This is a genomic window from Saltatorellus ferox, from assembly GCA_007751475.1.
In the GTDB taxonomy this organism is placed as follows: domain Bacteria; phylum Planctomycetota; class UBA1135; order UBA1135.
In genome coordinates, this window is the sequence record CP036434.1 from 7,530,998 (window position 1) to 7,548,916 (window position 17,919).

15 protein-coding genes are annotated in these 17,919 nt (G+C 66.7%); 4 read left to right on the forward strand and 11 right to left on the reverse strand.

The window, feature by feature from the left end; all coding sequences use genetic code 11:
• Positions 1-25: 25 nt before the first annotated feature.
• A complete protein-coding gene (locus Poly30_RS27315) occupies positions 26-1,738 on the reverse strand; it encodes an NHL repeat-containing protein (protein WP_145205483.1) in 1,713 nt (570 codons plus the stop codon).
• Positions 1,739-1,985: 247 nt separating this feature from the next.
• On the opposite strand from Poly30_RS27315, the gene Poly30_RS27320 reads away from it, so the two are divergent.
• Together Poly30_RS27320 and Poly30_RS27325 are read left to right on the forward strand one after the other, a co-directional pair.
• Positions 1,986-2,636, forward strand: coding sequence for a methylated-DNA--[protein]-cysteine S-methyltransferase (locus Poly30_RS27320; RefSeq protein ID WP_419190735.1), 651 nt, complete (start codon positions 1,986-1,988; stop codon positions 2,634-2,636).
• A gap of 323 nt (positions 2,637-2,959) precedes the next feature.
• On the forward strand, positions 2,960-4,906 hold the full coding sequence (locus Poly30_RS27325) for a hypothetical protein (RefSeq protein ID WP_145205486.1): 1,947 nt from the start codon (positions 2,960-2,962) through the stop codon (positions 4,904-4,906).
• Positions 4,907-4,968: 62 nt separating this feature from the next.
• On the opposite strand, the gene Poly30_RS27330 is transcribed toward Poly30_RS27325, so the two are convergent.
• A complete protein-coding gene (locus tag Poly30_RS27330; RefSeq protein ID WP_145205489.1) occupies positions 4,969-6,327 on the reverse strand; it encodes a hypothetical protein in 1,359 nt (452 codons plus the stop codon).
• Positions 6,328-6,524: 197 nt separating this feature from the next.
• Between Poly30_RS27330 and Poly30_RS27335 the strand changes: the two genes are divergently transcribed.
• Together Poly30_RS27335 and Poly30_RS27340 are read left to right on the forward strand one after the other, a co-directional pair.
• The gene (locus Poly30_RS27335; protein WP_145205491.1) at positions 6,525-7,160 is read left to right on the forward strand and encodes a hypothetical protein; all 636 of its coding nucleotides are present in this window, start codon (positions 6,525-6,527) and stop codon (positions 7,158-7,160) included.
• A gap of 43 nt (positions 7,161-7,203) precedes the next feature.
• Positions 7,204-8,148: a DNA-methyltransferase gene (locus tag Poly30_RS27340; protein WP_145205494.1), complete on the forward strand. Its 945-nt coding sequence runs from the start codon at positions 7,204-7,206 to the stop codon at positions 8,146-8,148.
• A 22-nt stretch (positions 8,149-8,170) separates the two neighbouring features.
• Here the strand turns inward: Poly30_RS27340 and Poly30_RS27345 are convergent, their stop codons facing one another.
• The 9 genes from Poly30_RS27345 to ccoN all read right to left on the reverse strand — a co-directional run bounded on the left by Poly30_RS27345 (position 8,171) and on the right by ccoN (position 17,885).
• Positions 8,171-8,824 (reverse strand): outer membrane beta-barrel protein, encoded by a 654-nt coding sequence (locus Poly30_RS27345; protein ID WP_419190736.1) that lies wholly within the window; start codon positions 8,822-8,824, stop codon positions 8,171-8,173.
• Between the two features lie 88 nt (positions 8,825-8,912).
• Positions 8,913-9,068 (reverse strand): cbb3-type cytochrome oxidase assembly protein CcoS, encoded by a 156-nt coding sequence (gene ccoS, locus Poly30_RS27350; protein WP_145205500.1) that lies wholly within the window; start codon positions 9,066-9,068, stop codon positions 8,913-8,915.
• The gene (locus Poly30_RS27355) at positions 9,059-11,713 is read right to left on the reverse strand and encodes a heavy metal translocating P-type ATPase (protein ID WP_145205503.1); all 2,655 of its coding nucleotides are present in this window, start codon (positions 11,711-11,713) and stop codon (positions 9,059-9,061) included. Before Poly30_RS27355 ends, ccoS begins: the two co-directional genes overlap by 10 nt.
• Before the next feature lie 2 nt (positions 11,714-11,715).
• Positions 11,716-12,525 (reverse strand): sulfite exporter TauE/SafE family protein, encoded by an 810-nt coding sequence (locus Poly30_RS27360; protein WP_145205506.1) that lies wholly within the window; start codon positions 12,523-12,525, stop codon positions 11,716-11,718.
• Positions 12,525-13,076, reverse strand: coding sequence for a FixH family protein (locus tag Poly30_RS27365; protein WP_145205509.1), 552 nt, complete (start codon positions 13,074-13,076; stop codon positions 12,525-12,527). The genes Poly30_RS27360 and Poly30_RS27365 overlap by 1 nt, the downstream gene beginning before the upstream one ends.
• A gap of 27 nt (positions 13,077-13,103) precedes the next feature.
• On the reverse strand, positions 13,104-14,606 hold the full coding sequence (gene ccoG, locus Poly30_RS27370) for a cytochrome c oxidase accessory protein CcoG (protein WP_145205512.1): 1,503 nt from the start codon (positions 14,604-14,606) through the stop codon (positions 13,104-13,106).
• A 64-nt stretch (positions 14,607-14,670) separates the two neighbouring features.
• Entirely contained in the window at positions 14,671-15,291 is a 621-nt protein-coding gene (locus Poly30_RS27375) for a cbb3-type cytochrome c oxidase N-terminal domain-containing protein (protein WP_145205515.1), read from the reverse strand.
• A 36-nt stretch (positions 15,292-15,327) separates the two neighbouring features.
• Positions 15,328-15,516 (reverse strand): cbb3-type cytochrome c oxidase subunit 3, encoded by a 189-nt coding sequence (locus tag Poly30_RS27380; protein ID WP_145205518.1) that lies wholly within the window; start codon positions 15,514-15,516, stop codon positions 15,328-15,330.
• Entirely contained in the window at positions 15,516-17,885 is a 2,370-nt protein-coding gene (gene ccoN / locus Poly30_RS27385; RefSeq protein ID WP_145205521.1) for a cytochrome-c oxidase, cbb3-type subunit I, read from the reverse strand. Before ccoN ends, Poly30_RS27380 begins: the two co-directional genes overlap by 1 nt.
• Positions 17,886-17,919 lie beyond the last annotated feature (34 nt).

A 17,919-nucleotide genomic window follows, 5' to 3' on the forward strand; every position in this document is an offset into this window, starting at 1 on the left:
CTGAACGCAGCAGCTCCGCCAGACGTCAACGCCAGGGAACACGGAGACCGTCCGTGAAGTTGGCGTTCGGCGCACCGTTGACGAGGTCGCGGTGCCAGAGCTGAAAGAGCCAGGTTTCGCCCGCGACGGCGCTGACCGTAGGCCCGAGGGCGGTCGGTAGGGCCTGTGGGTCGATCGGCACGGTGACAGAGCCGCCCGCATCAACCTGGAAGACAGTACCACGCCCCGTGGGCGTCCCCAGGCAGAGTGTCCCGACGTATCCGCCGACCATGGGCACGGACGTTTCCACCTGGCTGGCGGCAAGAAGGCCGAAGGACGTGGGCGGCAGGGTGCCCTGGACGATCAAGGAGAAGTCGTTCGCCGTGATCTCCGTCGTGCCTACCCAGTCGAGATGCCCGATCTGTCCTGTCGAGTTGGGGACGGCCTGGCAGAAGTTCTCGGGGAGCGCGAACTGTGACCAGCGCTCGACCGAGTCCGGGGTATTCAGAACGATGTCGCCCCCCGGAGCCACGGCGATCGAGTTGCCGAATCCGCCAGAGCAGAGCGAGTGGAGCGTCCACTGCAGGGTCCCGGATGCGTCGTACTTGATCGCGACGGTATCCACGTCGGAGAGCGTCGTCGTACACGGTGCGCTAGCGGGCAATGCAAATCCCGCGACGTAGACCGAGCCAGAACTGTCCGTGGTGATCGCGCGGGCGCGCTGATCGTTCGCGGCGATCCCTTCATAATCCCTCGCCCAGAGGAGCGTCCCGGTCGGGTCGACCTTGACGGTGGCCCACTGCAGGTAAAGTCCGCTGCCCTGCCCTTGGCCCGTCGCGACGATGTTGCCTGCAACGTCCAGGGTCACTCGATGGTACGAGTCGAAGGAGCCCCCGGGTCCGTTGCGTGACATGGTCCACTCGCGGCTGCCGGTCGGGCCGTACTTGACGACGACACCCGCACCGTTCGCCGACCCGCACACGTAGGCTGCGCCGGTCGCGTCGAAGGTGATGTCCTGGCCGCCCAGAAGGCCCCCGGCGTAGCGATCCGACCAGATAAGCGCCCCCTGGGAGTCGTAGCAGCGACTGTAGAAGTCGAGGTCCTGGATGCCAGCGGTGTAGGCCACGCGACCATCAGGCGCGACGGCGAGCGCGTTGAGCCGCGTGGGCACACCGGTCACCGGTGTCACTCCCCGCGACCAGAGGAGATTTCCCGCCGGGTCGAGCTTGGTCACCTCGAACAGAGAGCCCGACGTATCGCCCGTGCCGAGGAGATAGACGTTGCCTGTCGCGTCGACCTCGACACGAATCGAGGTGTACCCGAAGCCGGATCCTGCGCGCACATGCTCCCACAGCACGTTGCCCGCGGGATCGTATTTGATCGTCACGCTCTGGAAGTTGGCGCTCTGGGCCGGTAGCGCGCGACCGGTGACGATCACGTTGTCCTCTGAATCGACGGTGAGCCAATAGGCCCGCTCGTTCCATCCGCCCGCGGGGCGGTACTCTCGTGTCCAGAGAGGCTGACCATCGGGCCTCAACTTGGTGGTTTGGAAGATGTGGTGGGATTGCGTCGCCGGCACAAAGAGGTAGGTACCGCTGCAGGCAACCGCGTGACCTGTAGAGTCGACCACCACCCGCTCTGAACTGGCGAGCGGGAACGCCAGGTCCCGGCTCCAAAGCTGCTGTGGGATGGTCTGCGAGTGACTGATTTGGGCCAGTCCAAGGAGGGCCGTGTGGAAGAGAAGTAGGTGCGTGCGCATTCCGCTGGTCCGAGCGTGAGGGTGTGAGAGAGTTCAGGGATGGAGACCGAGTCGGACGGGAACCCGGCACCCAAGGGACATGGCGGATTTGCAAGTGCCGTGCCGCCCCTTGATCTCTCCCCACGGACTCCAGAGTCCCATGCGTCGGTCCAGGTTCTGGACGGGCCATGCGCTCTACCGGATGCGCGATCCCGAGCACACTCGGCTCCCTGGTCGCCGTTGCCGTCTCGCGGTACGGTGACTCCCCATGCAGAGCCTTCTCTTTCCCGAATTCAGTCCGGACGAGCTGGAGCCAAAGGGGCTTTCGGACTGGACCGACGCCTGGCTCGGCCGATTGCCAGAGCTGGCACCAGGTGACCCTCGGCTCGTGGAGCAGGCGCTCGCCCTCAGGAGGATCGACACGCCCCTGGGTCCGATGCTGGCGGTCTGCTCCAGCGCCGGGCTCGCGCTGCTCGAGTTCGTGGACAAGGAGCGGATCGAGAAACAGCTCTATCGAGCGACCAGCGTCCACGGCGGGCCTCTCCTCCGGGCGCCGCGCCGCCGGAATGGGTTCACGATGCTCGATGGGGTCGAGGACCAGGTGCACGCGTACTTCGCCGGGGAACTTGCCGTCTTCGAACTCCCCCTCGCGCCGGTCGGAACCCCGTTCCAGCGGGCCGTCTGGAAGCAACTCGCGGAGGTTCCCTACGGAGCGCAGCGCAGCTACGGCGAGATCGCCCGGGCGGTAGGTCGTCCGACGGCAGCCCGCGCGGTAGGTGCCGCTAACGGGAGGAACCCGATCGCGATCATCCAGCCCTGCCATCGGATCGTGGGCTCCGATGGCACCCTGACCGGCTATGCGGGCGGACTGTGGCGCAAGCGGCGTCTGCTGGAACTGGAGACGAACCAAACGAGGTGACGGGAGCGCGGAGAGCATCGAATTCTTCGCACAAGCCGCTGCCGCTTCGACGTCAGCCCGCTCGGGCGGCGAGCATCGTGTCCGAGCCCGGGCCCGGGCCCTTCGTGCCTCCGGTCAAGGTGTGGGCGGCCAGGCAGTCGTCACACTGATTCGCCTCGTAGCCCAGGCTACCCGCCCATGGAGCAGGGATCGACCATGGGGCGCCCGCACCGGGGCGAAGTGTGACCTGGGTGCGGTCCGGGCCTACCAGTCAGCCAGAACTCGTTGACTTCCGGATGGTACGCTTCCCCCGGGTCCTTCCCGACTCGACCAACCATAGACCCATGAAGATTCGCTCGCGCTCCGCCTGGACCCTTCCGTCCACGGTCCTTCTGCTGCTAGTCGTCGCTGCCAGCGGTACGGGCTGCGGCAGCTCGGCCGCCCCTTCGCAGGCCCCGCCCGCCGTCGGCCCCATGGGGCTCTCCACCGGTGCCCTCCAGGAGGGCGCGATCTGGCAGCTCAATCGGCCGATCGACATCACGCTGGACCGGCCGATTCACTTTCTCTCCGTGACCTCGTCGAGTGTGTCCATCCGAGCGGCACAGAACGGAGTCCACGCCATGGGAACCTTCGTCCGCGGCCTCGACCCGGCGACCGGAGCCACCGACCTTCACACCGTTCGCTTCCAGCCGGCTTGCCCTGTCGACCCGGCAGGTGCGCCCGGACTGCTTCCTGCCACCGACTACGTCCTGACGATTCGAGGCACCGACACCTCGTCCTATCCCCTGCGCGCCCAGGACGGCACCCTTCTGGAGTCCACGACGGAGATCGCGTTCACCACGCCGAGCGGGACGGATCCTGCCACGCTGTTCCACGACAGCAGGCTCGGGCCTCCGCGCGTGGTCTTCCGCGGCAGGCCCGGGGTGCACCTGGAGGATCCAGAGAGCACCCTCATCGAGCTCGGCCGCTTCGAACCGGCCAGCGTCCTCCTGCGCCAGAACCAGTTCGGTTTGCTCGAGGTCGACCCCGCTTCCGAGGATCTCGTTCCCTTCGGCCTACCGCTGAATCACCACGTCGCCCCTTCCCACCAGGTCGCGATCGTCGTGCGCTTCGACCAGCCCGTGTCCTTGGCCCGGCGAAACCTCGAGCGAATCGGTCTCGAGTACCACGACGGAAGCTGGAAGCCGATCACGACTCAGGTGGAGGCCATCGCCGCGTGCGGCGCCCGCGGCTCCTCCGTGAAAGTCCGACCCGTGGGAACCCTGCCGCCAGGCCGCTTCCTGCGCCTCGTCCTGAAAGCTGGCTTCCAGGACCTCGTGGGGCAAGCCCACGCCTCCGACGTGTTCGAATACCTACCACTGACGGGTACCACCGAAGAGAGCGCGATAGGGGCCCGCGTGGACGCCATCATCGAGCACTTCACCTTCGGCGGCGACGAGCCGGGTTCCATGGAGGACACCGAATCCGATCTCGGCGCGCCTCGCGGCCACTGGGGCCGCCACATCATCGGGGGCATCGAAACACCCGATGGCCTCTCCCGGGTCCGTTCGAAGTGGTACCCCGTGGGGCTTGCGGGCGCCGATGGTAGCGCTGTGCCCCAAGCGCCCCGATTCTCGTTCTTCGGCACCGCGCCAGACGGCGCGATCCGCACCATCAACGGCGAGGTGCTCCTCGAGGAACCCGTCCTCGGTCCGATCACGCCCGCGGGCTATCAACCGTTCGCCCTCGAAGTCGCGCGCCTCGACCTCGTCGAGCCGACCGGCCTCCGGGCGGCCCTCCCCGCTCTCCTCACCGGCGACCGCGCGCGTTCGACCCCCGATCCGGCGACTGGCAGCTGGCTCGAATCGCAGATCTTCGGCGTATCGCTCCAAGGCGACATCGCGGCCCTCGGTATGGGATACGGCTGCTACGCGCCCGGGATCGCCCTCGACTGTGTGCCGTGGGACCTCACGAACCTGGCGTCTGCCACGCCGGCTCGAACCATCGAGATCCACCCGCAGTCCTTCGAGGTCTACACGCTCGTCGATCGTGACCGGATCTACTTCGACCATCGGATCACGATCACGTTCGACGCGGCCCGCGCTGCCGCCGATGGGCAACCCGATCTGTCGACGGCCTACTCGGCATCCAACGGATGGACGCCCGATGTCAACGAGCTCTCGGGAGCTGCGTGGGATTTCCTTCGCTTCGAGGTCCAGTTCGAACTCGACGTCTCCGGCGACGGCTACCAGCCGTTCGAGCGGGCGCCTGCCATCGACTTCATCAAGATCCCCGTGGACTTCCGCCCGTAGGCTTCAACGCGCATCCGCTCGAGTGGATGCGCGTCCCACACGGGGCATTCGGGGCCTGCCGCTTACTGCCAGTCGACGTAGACCGCGTCGGAGAAGTTCGACGTGGGCGTGCCGGAGACGGAGTCGCGGTGCCAGAGCTGGAAGTGGGTGCGCAGGCCCGCCATGGCGGCGTAGGGGCCCGTCGACGTGGGGATGCTCTGCAGACTCCATTCGCCCGTCTGCGTGGTGAGGGAGATCGTGCCGGAGGCACCTGAGTTCTTGATCTGACCGGGCCCCGTGAACCGGCCGATGTTGGCGGACACGCAGAGGTTGCCCGCGCTTCCAGCTGGGTTGGCGACAAAGCCCGGGGTCCGAGACGTGATGAAGAAGCCGAACGTGTTCGTGGGCAGCCCACCGATGAGAGTGAGATTGTTGTCGGAGACGACCGCGCTCCCCAGGACCAGAAGCGACGAGTTGACACCCGTCGAGTTCGGATTGGACATGCAGTAGGGAACTCCGGGACCGAAGTTATCGCAGATGGCGGTGTCCGCCTGAAGCTCCATGTGGAAGGACGCATACATGTTCGCCAGCGGCCCGGCGCATGCGTTGTTGTTGCGGTAGCCGAAGAACCAGTAGCAGCCGCTATTGCTCGGGACGTTCGTGTCCTCGATCCACCAGAAGTCCTGGGTACCGAGCCCGGTGCTGCCCTCCGGACAGAAGGACGGTGGCCCGAAGTAGGTGTCCGTGCCATCGGTGACCTCTCCCCCCGTGACCCAGTTCGGCTCGGTGCTCTGGGGGTCGCCCCGAATCAGGAATCCAGCCACCGAAGTCGTGTTCTGCCCCGCGTACGTGTAGCTCCAGCCGAAGCTATCGAGGTCCAGATCCCCGTCGTATCCATCGCCTCCGTCGCCGCCCAGACAGAACTCGTTGCCGCCGGAGAGATCGAACGTCACCGTCCAGCAGCCGTTCGCGGGAAGGCCGGTCGCGAGGAAGTCGGCGTCCGGCGCACCTCGGAACGAACAGGGCATATAGCTCTCGTAGAAGCGAATCTCCCATCCGCTCCCACCTGCGGGTCCGAGATCGCAGTAGCCGATCTCGAAGCAGTTGACGGTGAACGAATCACGGCCCTGCGGATGCTGACCGTTGAAGGGACCCGGGATCTGTCCCTCGTCAAAGTTCTCGGCCATCGGAATCGTTCCGCCGACGCCGCCGGTGGTCGAAAAGTAGCCGGACCACGCGGTGTTCGAATAGATGACGTCAGGCCCGAAGTTCGACACACCGCCGCCGGCGCGCGTCCAGGTGCCAGTACTCAGGTGATAGATGCCGGCGTTCTTGACGGCGCCGGGGATCTTCTCGGCGTGAGCCGCGCGGGGCGCCACCTGCGCGGTGGCGAAAGCCGTACAGACGAATGCGAGAGACGGCAGGAGCAGGGTGCGATGCATGTCGATCAGGGGTTGGGAAAGAAGTACGTGAGCCTTCCGGGTGTACGCGAGCCTGGACCACCTGTCAACTTGACGCGGCGCAAACGCCGCTGTGGCACACGGAAGCATCGGTTCGCAGGGCGCTCCACCGAGTGTGCCTGAAGCCAACTTTAGGTCGCTTTGGGACCCATCGAAGTCTGCCCACCGATACTCCGTACATGACGAACACGACCACCGAAACCGCTGATGCCCGCCCCGTCACCCAAGACCGCATGGCCGAATCGGCCAATCGGCGGACGATTCCCCACGATCTCCACAAGAAGCGATTCGAGCACGGCTACACCGTCGCCGCGTGTGACAACAGGGCCCAGGCCGAGCGCGCGGTCGTCGAACTGAACCGGGAAGGGTTCGACCACAACGATCTCGTGCTGGTGAGCGACGAAGTGGACACGCTGCGTCCCGAGCCCCTCGGCGAAACCTTCGAGGTCAGCAATCCCACGAGTCTCGCCAGGGCCAGCGGCCTGGTGGCCGGTGGCGCCACTGGCGCCGCTGTCGGCGCCTCGCTCTCCGTCGCGATCGCCTACATCGCGACCACCTCCGCGAACGGCCTCGGAGCGGCTGCGCTCCTGGGTGGGCTCATCGGCGTGGTGGCCGGTGCCTTCGCGGGCCGGGCCATCAGCGCCCGGATGCGCCGCGCGCCGGCGTCGGTCTACGACGAACGCTTCCTCAAGTCCGAGATCATGGTCGGTACCGGCATCGGTGCCGATCATCCCGAAACCAACCGCGAGCGCGCCACCCGTGCCCTGAAGCGTGCAGGCCTTTCGCCCACGGACCTCCCTGGCGAAAAAGGCTGAAGGTGATGGGAGCGATCGGCGCCCGCGATACACGCGGTCGCCGATGGACTTCATCGGTCTCCGCGCTCACACTCGCGCGGTGCCTCCCAAACTTGACATCCACTTCGGCGAGAACCTCGACGTCCTCGCCCGCTTCAAGCGGGCGAGGTTCGACCTCATCTACATCGACCCCCCTTTCAACACGGGGAAGCGCCAGGCGCGCCTCGAGCGAAAGACCCGTCGCGCCAAGGACGGCGATCACAAGGGCTTCTATGGAGAGCGGTACCGCACCGTCACGATCGGCTCGAAGTCCTTCGCCGATCAGTTCGACGACTACATGGCCTTTCTCGAGCCCCGCATCGAAGAAGCCCATCGCCTGCTGAAGCCAACGGGCAGCTTCCTCCTCCACCTCGACTACCGCGAGGTCCACTACGCCAAGGTCTTGACCGACGCCATCTTCGGTCGGAAGAGCTTCCAGAATGAGATCGTCTGGGCCTACGACTATGGCGCCCGCTCGAAGAAGCGCTGGCCTGCCAAGCACGACAACATCCTCTGGTACGCGAAGGATCCGGCGAACTTCACCTTTCGCTACGACCACGTGGATCGAATCCCCTACCTCGCGCCCAAGCTCGTGACGAAGGAGAAGGCGATCCGCGGCAAGACGCCGACCGACACGTGGTGGCACACGATCGTGAGTCCCAACGGCAAGGAGAAGACGGGCTACCCGACCCAGAAACCCCTCGGCATCATCGACCGGATCATCAACGTCCACACGGAGCCCGGCGACAAGGTGCTCGACTTCTTCGCGGGGAGCGGCACGATCGGGGAGTCCGCGATCCGCCAGGGCCGCAGCGCCGTTCTCGTGGATCAGAACGAGGAAGCGATGCAGGTGATGGCGTCACGCCTGGCGTTCGCGAGGCCGAAGTTCCATGGCTGGACGCCCCCCGCGAAGCCCGGCGGAAGGGCGCTGAAGAAAGCCCGGAAGAAAGCCCGGAAGAAAGCACTGTAGAGAGCGAAGTAGCCGAGCGAGGCTACAGCCGGAAACCGAAGGCGAAGCCGAGCTGGGTGTAGTCCGCATCGCCCTCCACCGTCTCCAGGTCCAGGCTGGTGCCGAAGAGCGTTCGGAGATCGACGCCGAGGTACATCCATTCGTTCAGCGCGTACTGCACGCCGCCGTGGAGATAGACGCCCGCGGAAAACCCCTGGTCGTCCGCGACCTGGCCGCCCTGGTCGTTGTCGACGCCCGCGAGAATGCCCGAAAGACCGCCACCCACGTAAGGGGTCCAGCGATCGCGCTTCCACATGTAGCGTGCTCCGCCGTAGAGCTCAGCGGCCGCGCCCGTCACGTCGACGTTGTCACTCACTCCGTTCTTGATGCCGAGCGAGCCCATGGCGCCCAGCTCGAACCCGAGTCCGTTCTTGACCTCATGCGCGTACTCGATTCCCGCCGACGTTTCGGCGTCGACGCGATCCCAGATATCGGTGTCCGAGAACTTCCGGTAGCCCGCGATGAACGAGATCTGCCGGACGCGATCGTCGATTCGATCGTCGATGTAGTCGAGCCGGATGGGCGGCGGGACGGCGTCCTCCGCCAGAGGGGACTGAATCTCCTGGTTCGCCGCGCAGCCGGTGAACGCAAAGAGGAACGGAAGGGCCAGAAAGGCGGGGAGAACGGGAATCTGCATCGTCCCGAACGCTACCCCACCCTCGGCAAGAGGCAAACGGGCAACCTCATCGGGCGACGCCGGGCTCATCCCGGGACAACCGGGGGAATCAGTCCTCCGACAGCGCATCGTCCTCCAGGACGACGCGCATCGCGGGCGTATCGAGGTCGTCGAACTGCCCGCGCTTGACGGCCCAGAGGAACGCCACCAGCGCGGCTCCGCCGAGCACGAGCGCCAGGGGGAGGACGATGTAGATCACGGACATGGGACAGGCTCCTCGGTCTTGGGGACGGATGGCGAGGGGGAGACGACCGGCGCGCTCGCCGCCTCATCGTCCAGGTCCGCGGCCGCGTGTTGGAAGGCACGGGAGCGGCCGATCGGTCGAAGTGAAACGAGCGCCAGGGTCAGCACCGAGACGGAGCTGACGGGCATCAGGATAGCCGCGACCAGTGGATCCATGTGGCCCGACGCGGCGAGGGTGATCCCCACGACGTTGTAGGCGAGGGAAAGTCCCAGGTTCATGCGGATCGTGCGCATGGTCTTTTGCGAGAGAGCGCGCAGGTCCGCCAGCGCCCCGAGGCCGGGCCGACTGGCGTACACGTCTGCGGCCGCGAGGCTCACCTCGGCGCCGCCGTGCACCGCGATCCCGACGTCGGCCGCCGCCAGCGCCGCCGCATCGTTCACCCCGTCACCGACCATGCAGACGACCTCGCCGCCGGACTGAAGGGCCTGAACGCGCTCAAGCTTGCCCTCGGGCTCGACCCGGCCCGCGAAGCGATCGATGCCAACCGTCGCGGCGATGCGTGCCACCGCTCCGTCCACGTCGCCGGAGAGGACCTCGGGCTCCCAGCCGACCTGCCGAAGGGCCTCGATCACGCTCGCCGCGTCGGCCCGGGCCGTATCGGACAGCGCGATGAGCGCCGCGACGTCCCCGTCGCTTCCCGCCGCCACGCCGATCACGCTGTGACCGGCGGCCTCCATCGCTTCGGCTTCCGCCGCCCTTTCCTTCGAAAGAACGTGCCCGTGGCGAGCCAGGTGATCGAGCGATCCGACCCGAAGGGCCACGCCATCGACCACTCCGGAGAGGCCGCCGTCCAGCCGCTCGTCCACGTCCTCGGCGCGCACTCCGGGCGCGGCGAAGCGATCGAAGTCGCGCACGAGAGCTCTCGCCAGCGGGTGGTTCGAGCGCGCCTCGAGCGCCGCGACCGGCCCGCGTAGTGCCGGGTCGCCGACATAGGCGGTGACGTGCGCCGATCCGTGCGTGAGCGTGCCGGTCTTGTCGAGCAGGAGCCGCACCCGCCCCGCGAGGCGCTCGAACACGGAGGCGTCCTTCACCAGGATGCCCACCCGTGCCGCGCGTCCCACGGCTACCGCGAGCGTGAGCGGTGTCGCGAGCCCGAGCGCGCACGGACACGCCACGATGAGCAGCGCGACCGTGTGGTCGATGGCGGTGCGAAGGTCCGCAGCCCAGCTCCAGTACAGGAACGTCGCGGCCGCCAGCCCGCAGACCGCGATCACGAACACCCCCGCGATCCGGTCGGTGAACTTCTCGATCCGCGGCTTCTCGGCGAGCCCCTCCTCGACGAGCCCCATGAGCCTTCCGACGCGGCTGTTCGCGCCCAAGCTGGTGACTTCGACGCGCAGCAGACCGGAAACGTTCTGACAGCCCGCGTGCACTGCATCCCCCACCGTGACCGCGACCGGTACGGCTTCCCCCGAGAGAAGCGATCGATCCACGGCGGAGCGGCCGAACACGACCGAGCCGTCCGCGGGAACCGGCTCGCCGGGACGAACCTCGACCACGTCCCCGAGCATCAGTTCGGGCGTCGTGATCTCCACGATCTCCTCGTGCCCCAGGACAGGCTGCGCCCTCACGATGCGGCACGTCGCCGGCGTGAGCGCCCGTGTGAGGTCGACGGCATCCGCCGCCCAGCGCTGTTGCCGCGCCTGGATGTACCGGCCCACGAGCAGGAGGAACACGAGCACGGTCAGCGAATCGAAGTACGCTTCGCCCGACTCCGTCACCGTGTTCCAGGTGCCCGCGAGCCCGCCCGCGAGCAGCGCCAGCGCGATGGGCAGGTCGAGGTGCCCGGTCCTCGTACGAATGGCCGCCCAGGCTCCGCGCAGGAACGAGCGCCCCGGCCAGAGGATCGACAGCCAACCCAGCCCCAGGCCGATGTAGCGGAAGAGTTGAGCATGCTGATGCTCGATGCCGCCAGCGGCCCCTGCGTAGAGAGCGAACGAGACGAGCATCGCGTTCCCTGCGGTGACCGCGGCGACGCCCATGTGCACGAGGTGCCTGCGTTCGGCGGTGCGAGCCAGCGCCTGGCGCTCGCCCTTCGCGGGCGGGTGCGGCGGGTAACCGAGACGATCGAGCGCGCGGGCGATGCTCGAGAGCTGCGCGAGGTCGGGCGCGTACGTCAGCGACACGCGCGCGTCTCGAACGCGCAGCCGGATGTCCACGACGCCTGGAAGCAGCTTCGGGAGGCGCTCCACCAGCCAAACGCACGCCGCGCAGTGCACGCCCTCCAGGAGCAGGTCGACGTCGACGAGCCCGGTCGATTCACCGTCCGCACCCAGGCGCGGACGCACGTAGGCCTCCTGGAAGGCGTCGCGATCGAACGCTTCGTAGCCCCGTCCCGTCGCGCGCGCCGGTCCGGCGTCGGCCGAATCCTCGAAGCGCGCCCGAAGGGAGTAATAGTTCCCGTCGAGGCCGCTGGAACGCAAGGTCTCGTAGACCAGCTCGCAGCCGTTGCAGCAGAACTGCTCGTCGCGGCCCGTGACGACGAGTCCGGCGGGAACGGGCAGCCCGCAGTGCGAACAGGTGCACGCCGCTCGCCGTTCGGTCGATGCGACGCTGGCCGTGGACCGTGGGCGCACTGAAGCGCCCGGAGGATCGATCAAGGTCATGACTATTGGTCCCTCGACGACGCGCTCACGCCGCTGCAGCAGGGCATGGGTTCACCCGCGGAGGGAAGCACCGTCCCTTCCTCCAGGCTCTCGGCGCGCTCGTCCGCCGCGTGGGCGACCAGGAAGCCCGCGTCGAGCTGCGCTCTCCCGAGGATGGCCCACGCGCCCACGGCGATCAGCACCACGCTGAAAGCTGGACGCAGCTTCGGGCTCATGAGCCCACCCGCGCCGCGCACACCGAGTCCGACGGCGCTCAGGATGGGCACGCTGCCCGCCCAGAAGGCGACCATCACGAGGGCGCCGAGGAGGGGGCTTGCGGTTCCCGCCGCAAGGGTCGCGAACGCGTAGAGCCAGCCGCAGGGAAGGAGCGCCGTGCAGGCACCGATCGCCAGCGCACGGGCCGCGGGCGGAAGTCGGAAGGCTCGCCGCTGGAGAGCTTGCACCCGGGTGAGGAACGCCTTGGGGAGCCGAACGTGCGGCACGCTCGCACCGAGGTGGCGCAGGCCGATCAGGACGCCGGTCAGGACGAGGGTCGCCGCCGCGAGGGTCGCCGCGATCGGCTGGAGCCCGGCGAGCACGCCAGCGAGGTCCGCGAGCTGGCCCGCGGCGCCCGCCGCTGCGCCGAGGACTGCGTAGGCAACGCCCCGCGCTCCGTGGTAGTAGCCGAGGAGCCGAGCGCTCCCCTCGCTGCCCGACGCGCCGGAACCCTGCGGCTTCGCCATGACCACGGCCATGAGCGGGCCACACATGCCTGCGCAGTGCATCGAGCCCACGAGGCTCGCGGCGAAGATGGCTGGCCAGGCGAGTTCCATCAGTCGTTCTTCAGGCCCGCGTCGATGAGTTCATCCGCATTGACCACACGAAGCTCGCGCGCGGAGACATGGAGGAGGTCCCCGAGTTCGGCCGCGAGGTCGCAGTTCCAGAGGCCCGGCTGGGTCATGGGCACCATCCCCTGATAGACACCCGTCTCACCGACCTCGGCGAGCATGCCATCGACGGCCTTGCCCTGGGCACGGTGCCAGAAGCGAACGCTGACCTTGGCCCCGTGGACCGGGTTCTTCAGCTTGTCGAGGATCTCGACGCGCAGGTTGCGGCGGCCGTTCTCCTCGAGGAAGGGCGACGTGTTGACGAACACCTCCCAGCCCAGAAGAGCGCTGTCCGCGGCCTTCGCACGCATGTCGTCCCAGGCGAGCGCGCGGGCGTAGTAGTCGGGCAGCACGGAGTTGCCGTTGTCGCGGCCCGCGATGTTGACGGCGAGCGCCATGGCGCCGACGTGGCCGACCAGCAGGCCGACGACGATCATCGGCCAGCGGTAGGACGCGAGGCGGCCCGGCTTCTTGGGTGTGTTGGCTTGTGGGTTCATGATCGGAAGAGATGGATACCTGAAGGTCTAATCGTGGTCTTCGGACTTCTTGCCTTGGTCGTCATCACCGTGATCGTCATCGCTGTGGTCCTCGGGACGGTGCGCCGCCGCTTGCCCGCTCGGGCCCAGCAGTCGCCAGCTCGACTTCTGGCTCCAGCCCTCGTCGTCGATCACCATGAGCTCCGCGTCGACCCGACCGTTGGTGAACGCCGACTGAGGTGCCATCACGTGCAGCGGCTCGGTGACGGTCTCACCGGGCTGAAGCTCCACCTTGTCGCGCGCTGCGCGAATGTGAAGGCCAGCCGGCTCGATCACCTGAAGATGGTAGGTCCGCACGGCGTCGGTTCTGTTGGTCAGCTTGACCCGCATGGTGTTCTCGACCTCGCCAGACTCCATCACCACGAAGGGTCGGCCGAGGTTCCGCATCAGCGTCACGTCCGCGTGCGGGCGTCCGACGAGGAGCGTCAGGAAGAGCGCCGCAAGCCCCGAGATCAGCGATCCGTAGATCGCGGTCCGCGGCCGGAAGAACTTCGTGGGCTCGCCTGCGAGCGCCGCCTCGGACGTGTACTTGATGAGACCGCGCGGCTGCTCGGTCTTGTCCATGATCTCGTCGCAGGCGTCGATGCACTGGGTGCAGTTGACGCACTCCAGCTGAAGGCCGTCACGGATGTCGATGCCGGTCGGGCAGACCTGGACGCACGCGCCGCAGTCGATGCACGAACCGCGGTCCGCAAAGGGGTTCGCCGCGTCCTTGATCTCACTCTTCCGAAGCGGCTTGCGCGGCTCACCGCGGTTGGGGTCGTAGGCCACGATCTTCGAGTTGCGATCGAGGAGCACCGATTGAAACCGCCCGTAGGGGCAGCCGATGATGCAGAGCTGCTCGCGCCAGTAGGCGAAGTCGATCATCATCGCCACGGTGATCGCCGCGACGATGACGAAGCCCGCGGGGTGCGCCAGCGGCGATCCCCACATCCATTCGCGGATGTTGTCGGTACCCACGAAGTACGAGAGGAAGGTCTGCGAGAGGTGGAGGCAGATCACGAAGTACGTCGCATACATCGCGGTCCGCTTCCAGCTCGGCACGTCCTTCTTGGGCTTGCCGCCGCAGCCGCTCCGCCCCGTGAACAGCCTCTCGATCGGCCGGAAGACGAACTCCATGTAGACCGTCTGCGGACAGGCCCAGCCGCACCACATCCGCCCGAAGAGCGCCGTGATGAAGAAGATCCCCAGGAAGGTGATCAGGATGGCCAGCGCGAGAAGGACCGTGTCCGTCGGCAGGAACGTGAAGCCGAAGAGGTGGAACTTGCGCGCGGGCAGATCGAACAGAATCGCGGGCTCACCGTCGATCCGCAGCCAGGGAAGCCCCGAGTACACCGCGAGCAACAGATACGCCACGAATCGACGCCCGTGCCAGAACCGTCCCGTGACGAGCTTCGGAAAGAGCCAGCGGCGGCTGCCATCGGCTTCCAGCGTCGAGAGAACGTGTCCTTCGGGCGCAAGAAGCGGCCCATCGGGTGTGTCGGGTGTCATAGGAGGGGGTCTCGGTCGTTCGAGGAATCAGTGGGACGAAAGGCTGACTGCGGATCCGCGCTGGCTACTGGCCAGCGCTCTCGGTCCAGGCGGGGATCACCTCGCCCTGCGTCTCCTTGCCCGGGAGGTTCTGTCCCCGGAGCGACGCGACGTAGGACGCCACGAGAACGATCTCGTTGGTGGAGAGGCGGTTGCCCCAGGCGGGCATCCCCGCCGCGACGGAACCCTTCACCAGAAGGGTCGGGATGTCGTCGAGCTTCTTGATCAGAAGGTACGAGTCGTCGGTCAGGTTCGGGCCGGACACGCCGGTACCTCCCTTGCCGTGACAGGAGACGCAGTTCGTGTTGAAGATGCCCTCGCCCACGGTGAGCCACTTCGCCTTCTCGGGGTCGTTGAGGAACCCGTCGAGCGTGGCGTAATCGGGCGTCAGGTTACCGATCGCGGCGAACTGCCGAAGCGTGTCGGCGGCCTTGTCGTTCTCGTACTCCAGGCGGGTGTTCACCCATTCCGGTCGCGCGAGATTGATGAAGAGGTAGCCGCCAGAGAAGAGGATCGACAGGTAGAACAGCGTCGTCCACCAGCCGGGGAGCGGGTTGTCGTATTCCTGGATGCCGTCGTAGACGTGCCCGGTGACGGGTGCGTTGCCGTCAGGGTCGAGGGCCGCTGGATTCTGTGCGTTGGACATGTTGGAGATGGAGGGAGTGTGTGTGTTCTGGGAGGATCAGGCCTGCCGATCGTCGACGGGACCTTCGTCGTCGCCCGTCAGCGGGATCCGAGACCAGTCGCTGACCTCACGGCGCGAGCGCGTGAGGATCCAGGCGCAGGTTCCGGCGAAGACAGCCACGAAGATCACGAGTCCGATGGTGGCGAAGTGGGTCAGGAGCCCGTTGCTGAGTACGTCACGGAGCATCAGTGACCTCCCTCGTTGGACGTAGCGGCGCCAGAAGTGACGGCAGCGGTCTTCTTGTCCGTGGACGGCACGGCACCTTCGGCCTGGCCCACTTTCTTCTCCGTCTCGGGAGCCGGCTCTTTGAAGAGGTCCGTGCCCATTCGCTGGAGGTAGGCGATCAGGGCGATCGCCTGACGATCCCCCAGATCGATCACCTTGCCGCCCGGCGTCACGTAGGGTGAATCGCCGTTCTGCGCGATGAACTCGGCGGCGAAAGTGGCTGCCTGTTCCTTGGCGTCCTCGATCGAGCTCTTCACCTCATCGTCGGAGTAGGGGACGCCGAGCGCCTGCATGGCCCGCATCCGCGCCGGGATGCCGGCGAAGTCGAGTGGCTTCTTCATGAGGTGCGCGTACACCGGCATGATGGACCCCGGCGAGACCTGCGACGGCTCCTCGAAGTGGAGGACGTGCCACTGGGTCGACTGCTTGCCACCCTCGCGTGCGAGGTCCGGTCCGATGCGGCGGCTGCCCCACTGGAACGGGTGGTCGTAGACGAACTCACCTGGCTTGCTGTACTCGCCGTAGCGCTTGGTTTCGGCCAGCATGGCACGGATCATCTGGCTGTGGCAGTTGTAGCAGCCTTCCTCGATGTAGATATCTCGGCCGCAAAGCTCGAGCGGGGTGTAGGGCTCGACCGTGGCGATCGTCGGCACGTTGGAGCGGATCACGAACGTCGGGATGATCTCGAAGAGCGAGGCCGTGAGCACCGCGATCGTGGTCCAGACGGTGAAGCGCATGGGCTTGCGCTCCCAGCGACGGTGCCACCAGAAGGTGTTGAACACCTCCAGCTTCTTCGCGGACTCGAGCACGGCGACCAGGGTCGGCTCCGGCTTGATCTCCTCGGGGTAGCTTGCGGCGAGCGGCGGCGCCTCGTGAACCTCGACCTCGTACTCGGACGGACGGGCCGCCCACGTGCGATAGAGGTTGTAAGCGCCGATCAGCGCGCCGCCGAGGAACAGCAGTCCGCCGATGGCGCGGATGATGTAGAAGGGAAGGATGCGGAGCGTGGTCTCGATGAACTCGGGGTAGGCCAGCTGGCCTTCCGGGGTCAGCGCGCGCCACATGAGGCCCTGGGTCACGCCCGCGACGTACATCGAGATGACGTAGAGCAAGATGCCGACCGTGGCGAGCCAGAAGTGAGTGGTCGCCAGCTTGATGCTGTAGAGCGGCGTCTGGAAGAGGCGCGGGGCCAGCCAGTACACGAGGCCAAAGGCCATGAACCCGTTCCAGCCGAGGGCACCGGAGTGCACGTGGCCGATGGTCCAGTCCGTGTAGTGGCTGAGCGAGTTGACCGCCTTGATCGAGAGCAGCGGGCCCTCGAAGGTGCTCATCCCGTAGAACGTGATCGCGACCACGAAGAACTTCAGCACCGGGTCGGTGGTCACCTTGTGCCACGCGCCGCGCAGCGTCAGGAGACCGTTGATCATCCCGCCCCAGCTCGGCATCCAGAGCATCAGCGAGAAGAGCATGCCGAGGGTCGAAGCCCACTCCGGCAGAGCGGTGTAGTGCAGGTGGTGCGGACCGGCCCAGATGTAGATGAAGACGAGCGACCAGAAGTGGATGATGGACAGCCGGTACGAGAAGACCGGACGACCCGCCGCTTTCGGCAGGAAGTAGTACATCAGGCCGAGGAACGGCGTGGTCAGGAAGAACGCGACCGCGTTGTGCCCGTACCACCACTGCATGAACGCGTCCTGCACACCGGCGTAGAGCGAGTAGCTCTTGAAGAGCCCGGCCGGCACGACGAGGTTGTTGAAGATGTGCAGGATCGCCACGGTCACGATCGTCGCGATGTAGAACCACAGCGCCACGTACATGTGGCGCTCGCGGCGCTTCACGAGGGTGCCGAAGAAGTTGATCGCGAAAGCCACCCACACGATGGCGATGGCGATGTCGATCGGCCACTCGAGCTCGGCGTACTCACGGCTCTGGCTGATGCCGAGCGGCAGCGTGATGGCCGCCGACACGATGATCGCCTGCCAGCCCCAGAAGTGGAATCTGGATAGAGCGCGCGAGAACATCGGCGTCTTGCAGAGCCGCGGCGTCGAGTAGTAGATGCCCGTGAAGATCGCGTTGCCCGCGAACGCGAAGATCGCCGCGTTCGTGTGAAGCGGACGGAGGCGTCCGAACGTCAGGAACTCCTGCCCGAAGCTGAGGCTCGGCCAGCGCAGCTGGAGCGCGATGTAGAGGCCCACGAGGAACGCGACCAGGGCCCAGCCGTACGTCGCGAAGAGGAAGAGGCGTACGATGGAGTCGTCGTACGAGAAGCGCTCGGTCGCGATCTTCGGGGCGGTTCCGCCCGAGGAGTCGATGCTTGCCTGACTTTGCATGTTCGTTGAAGGGAGCGGCTGGGGGCCAGCTCCT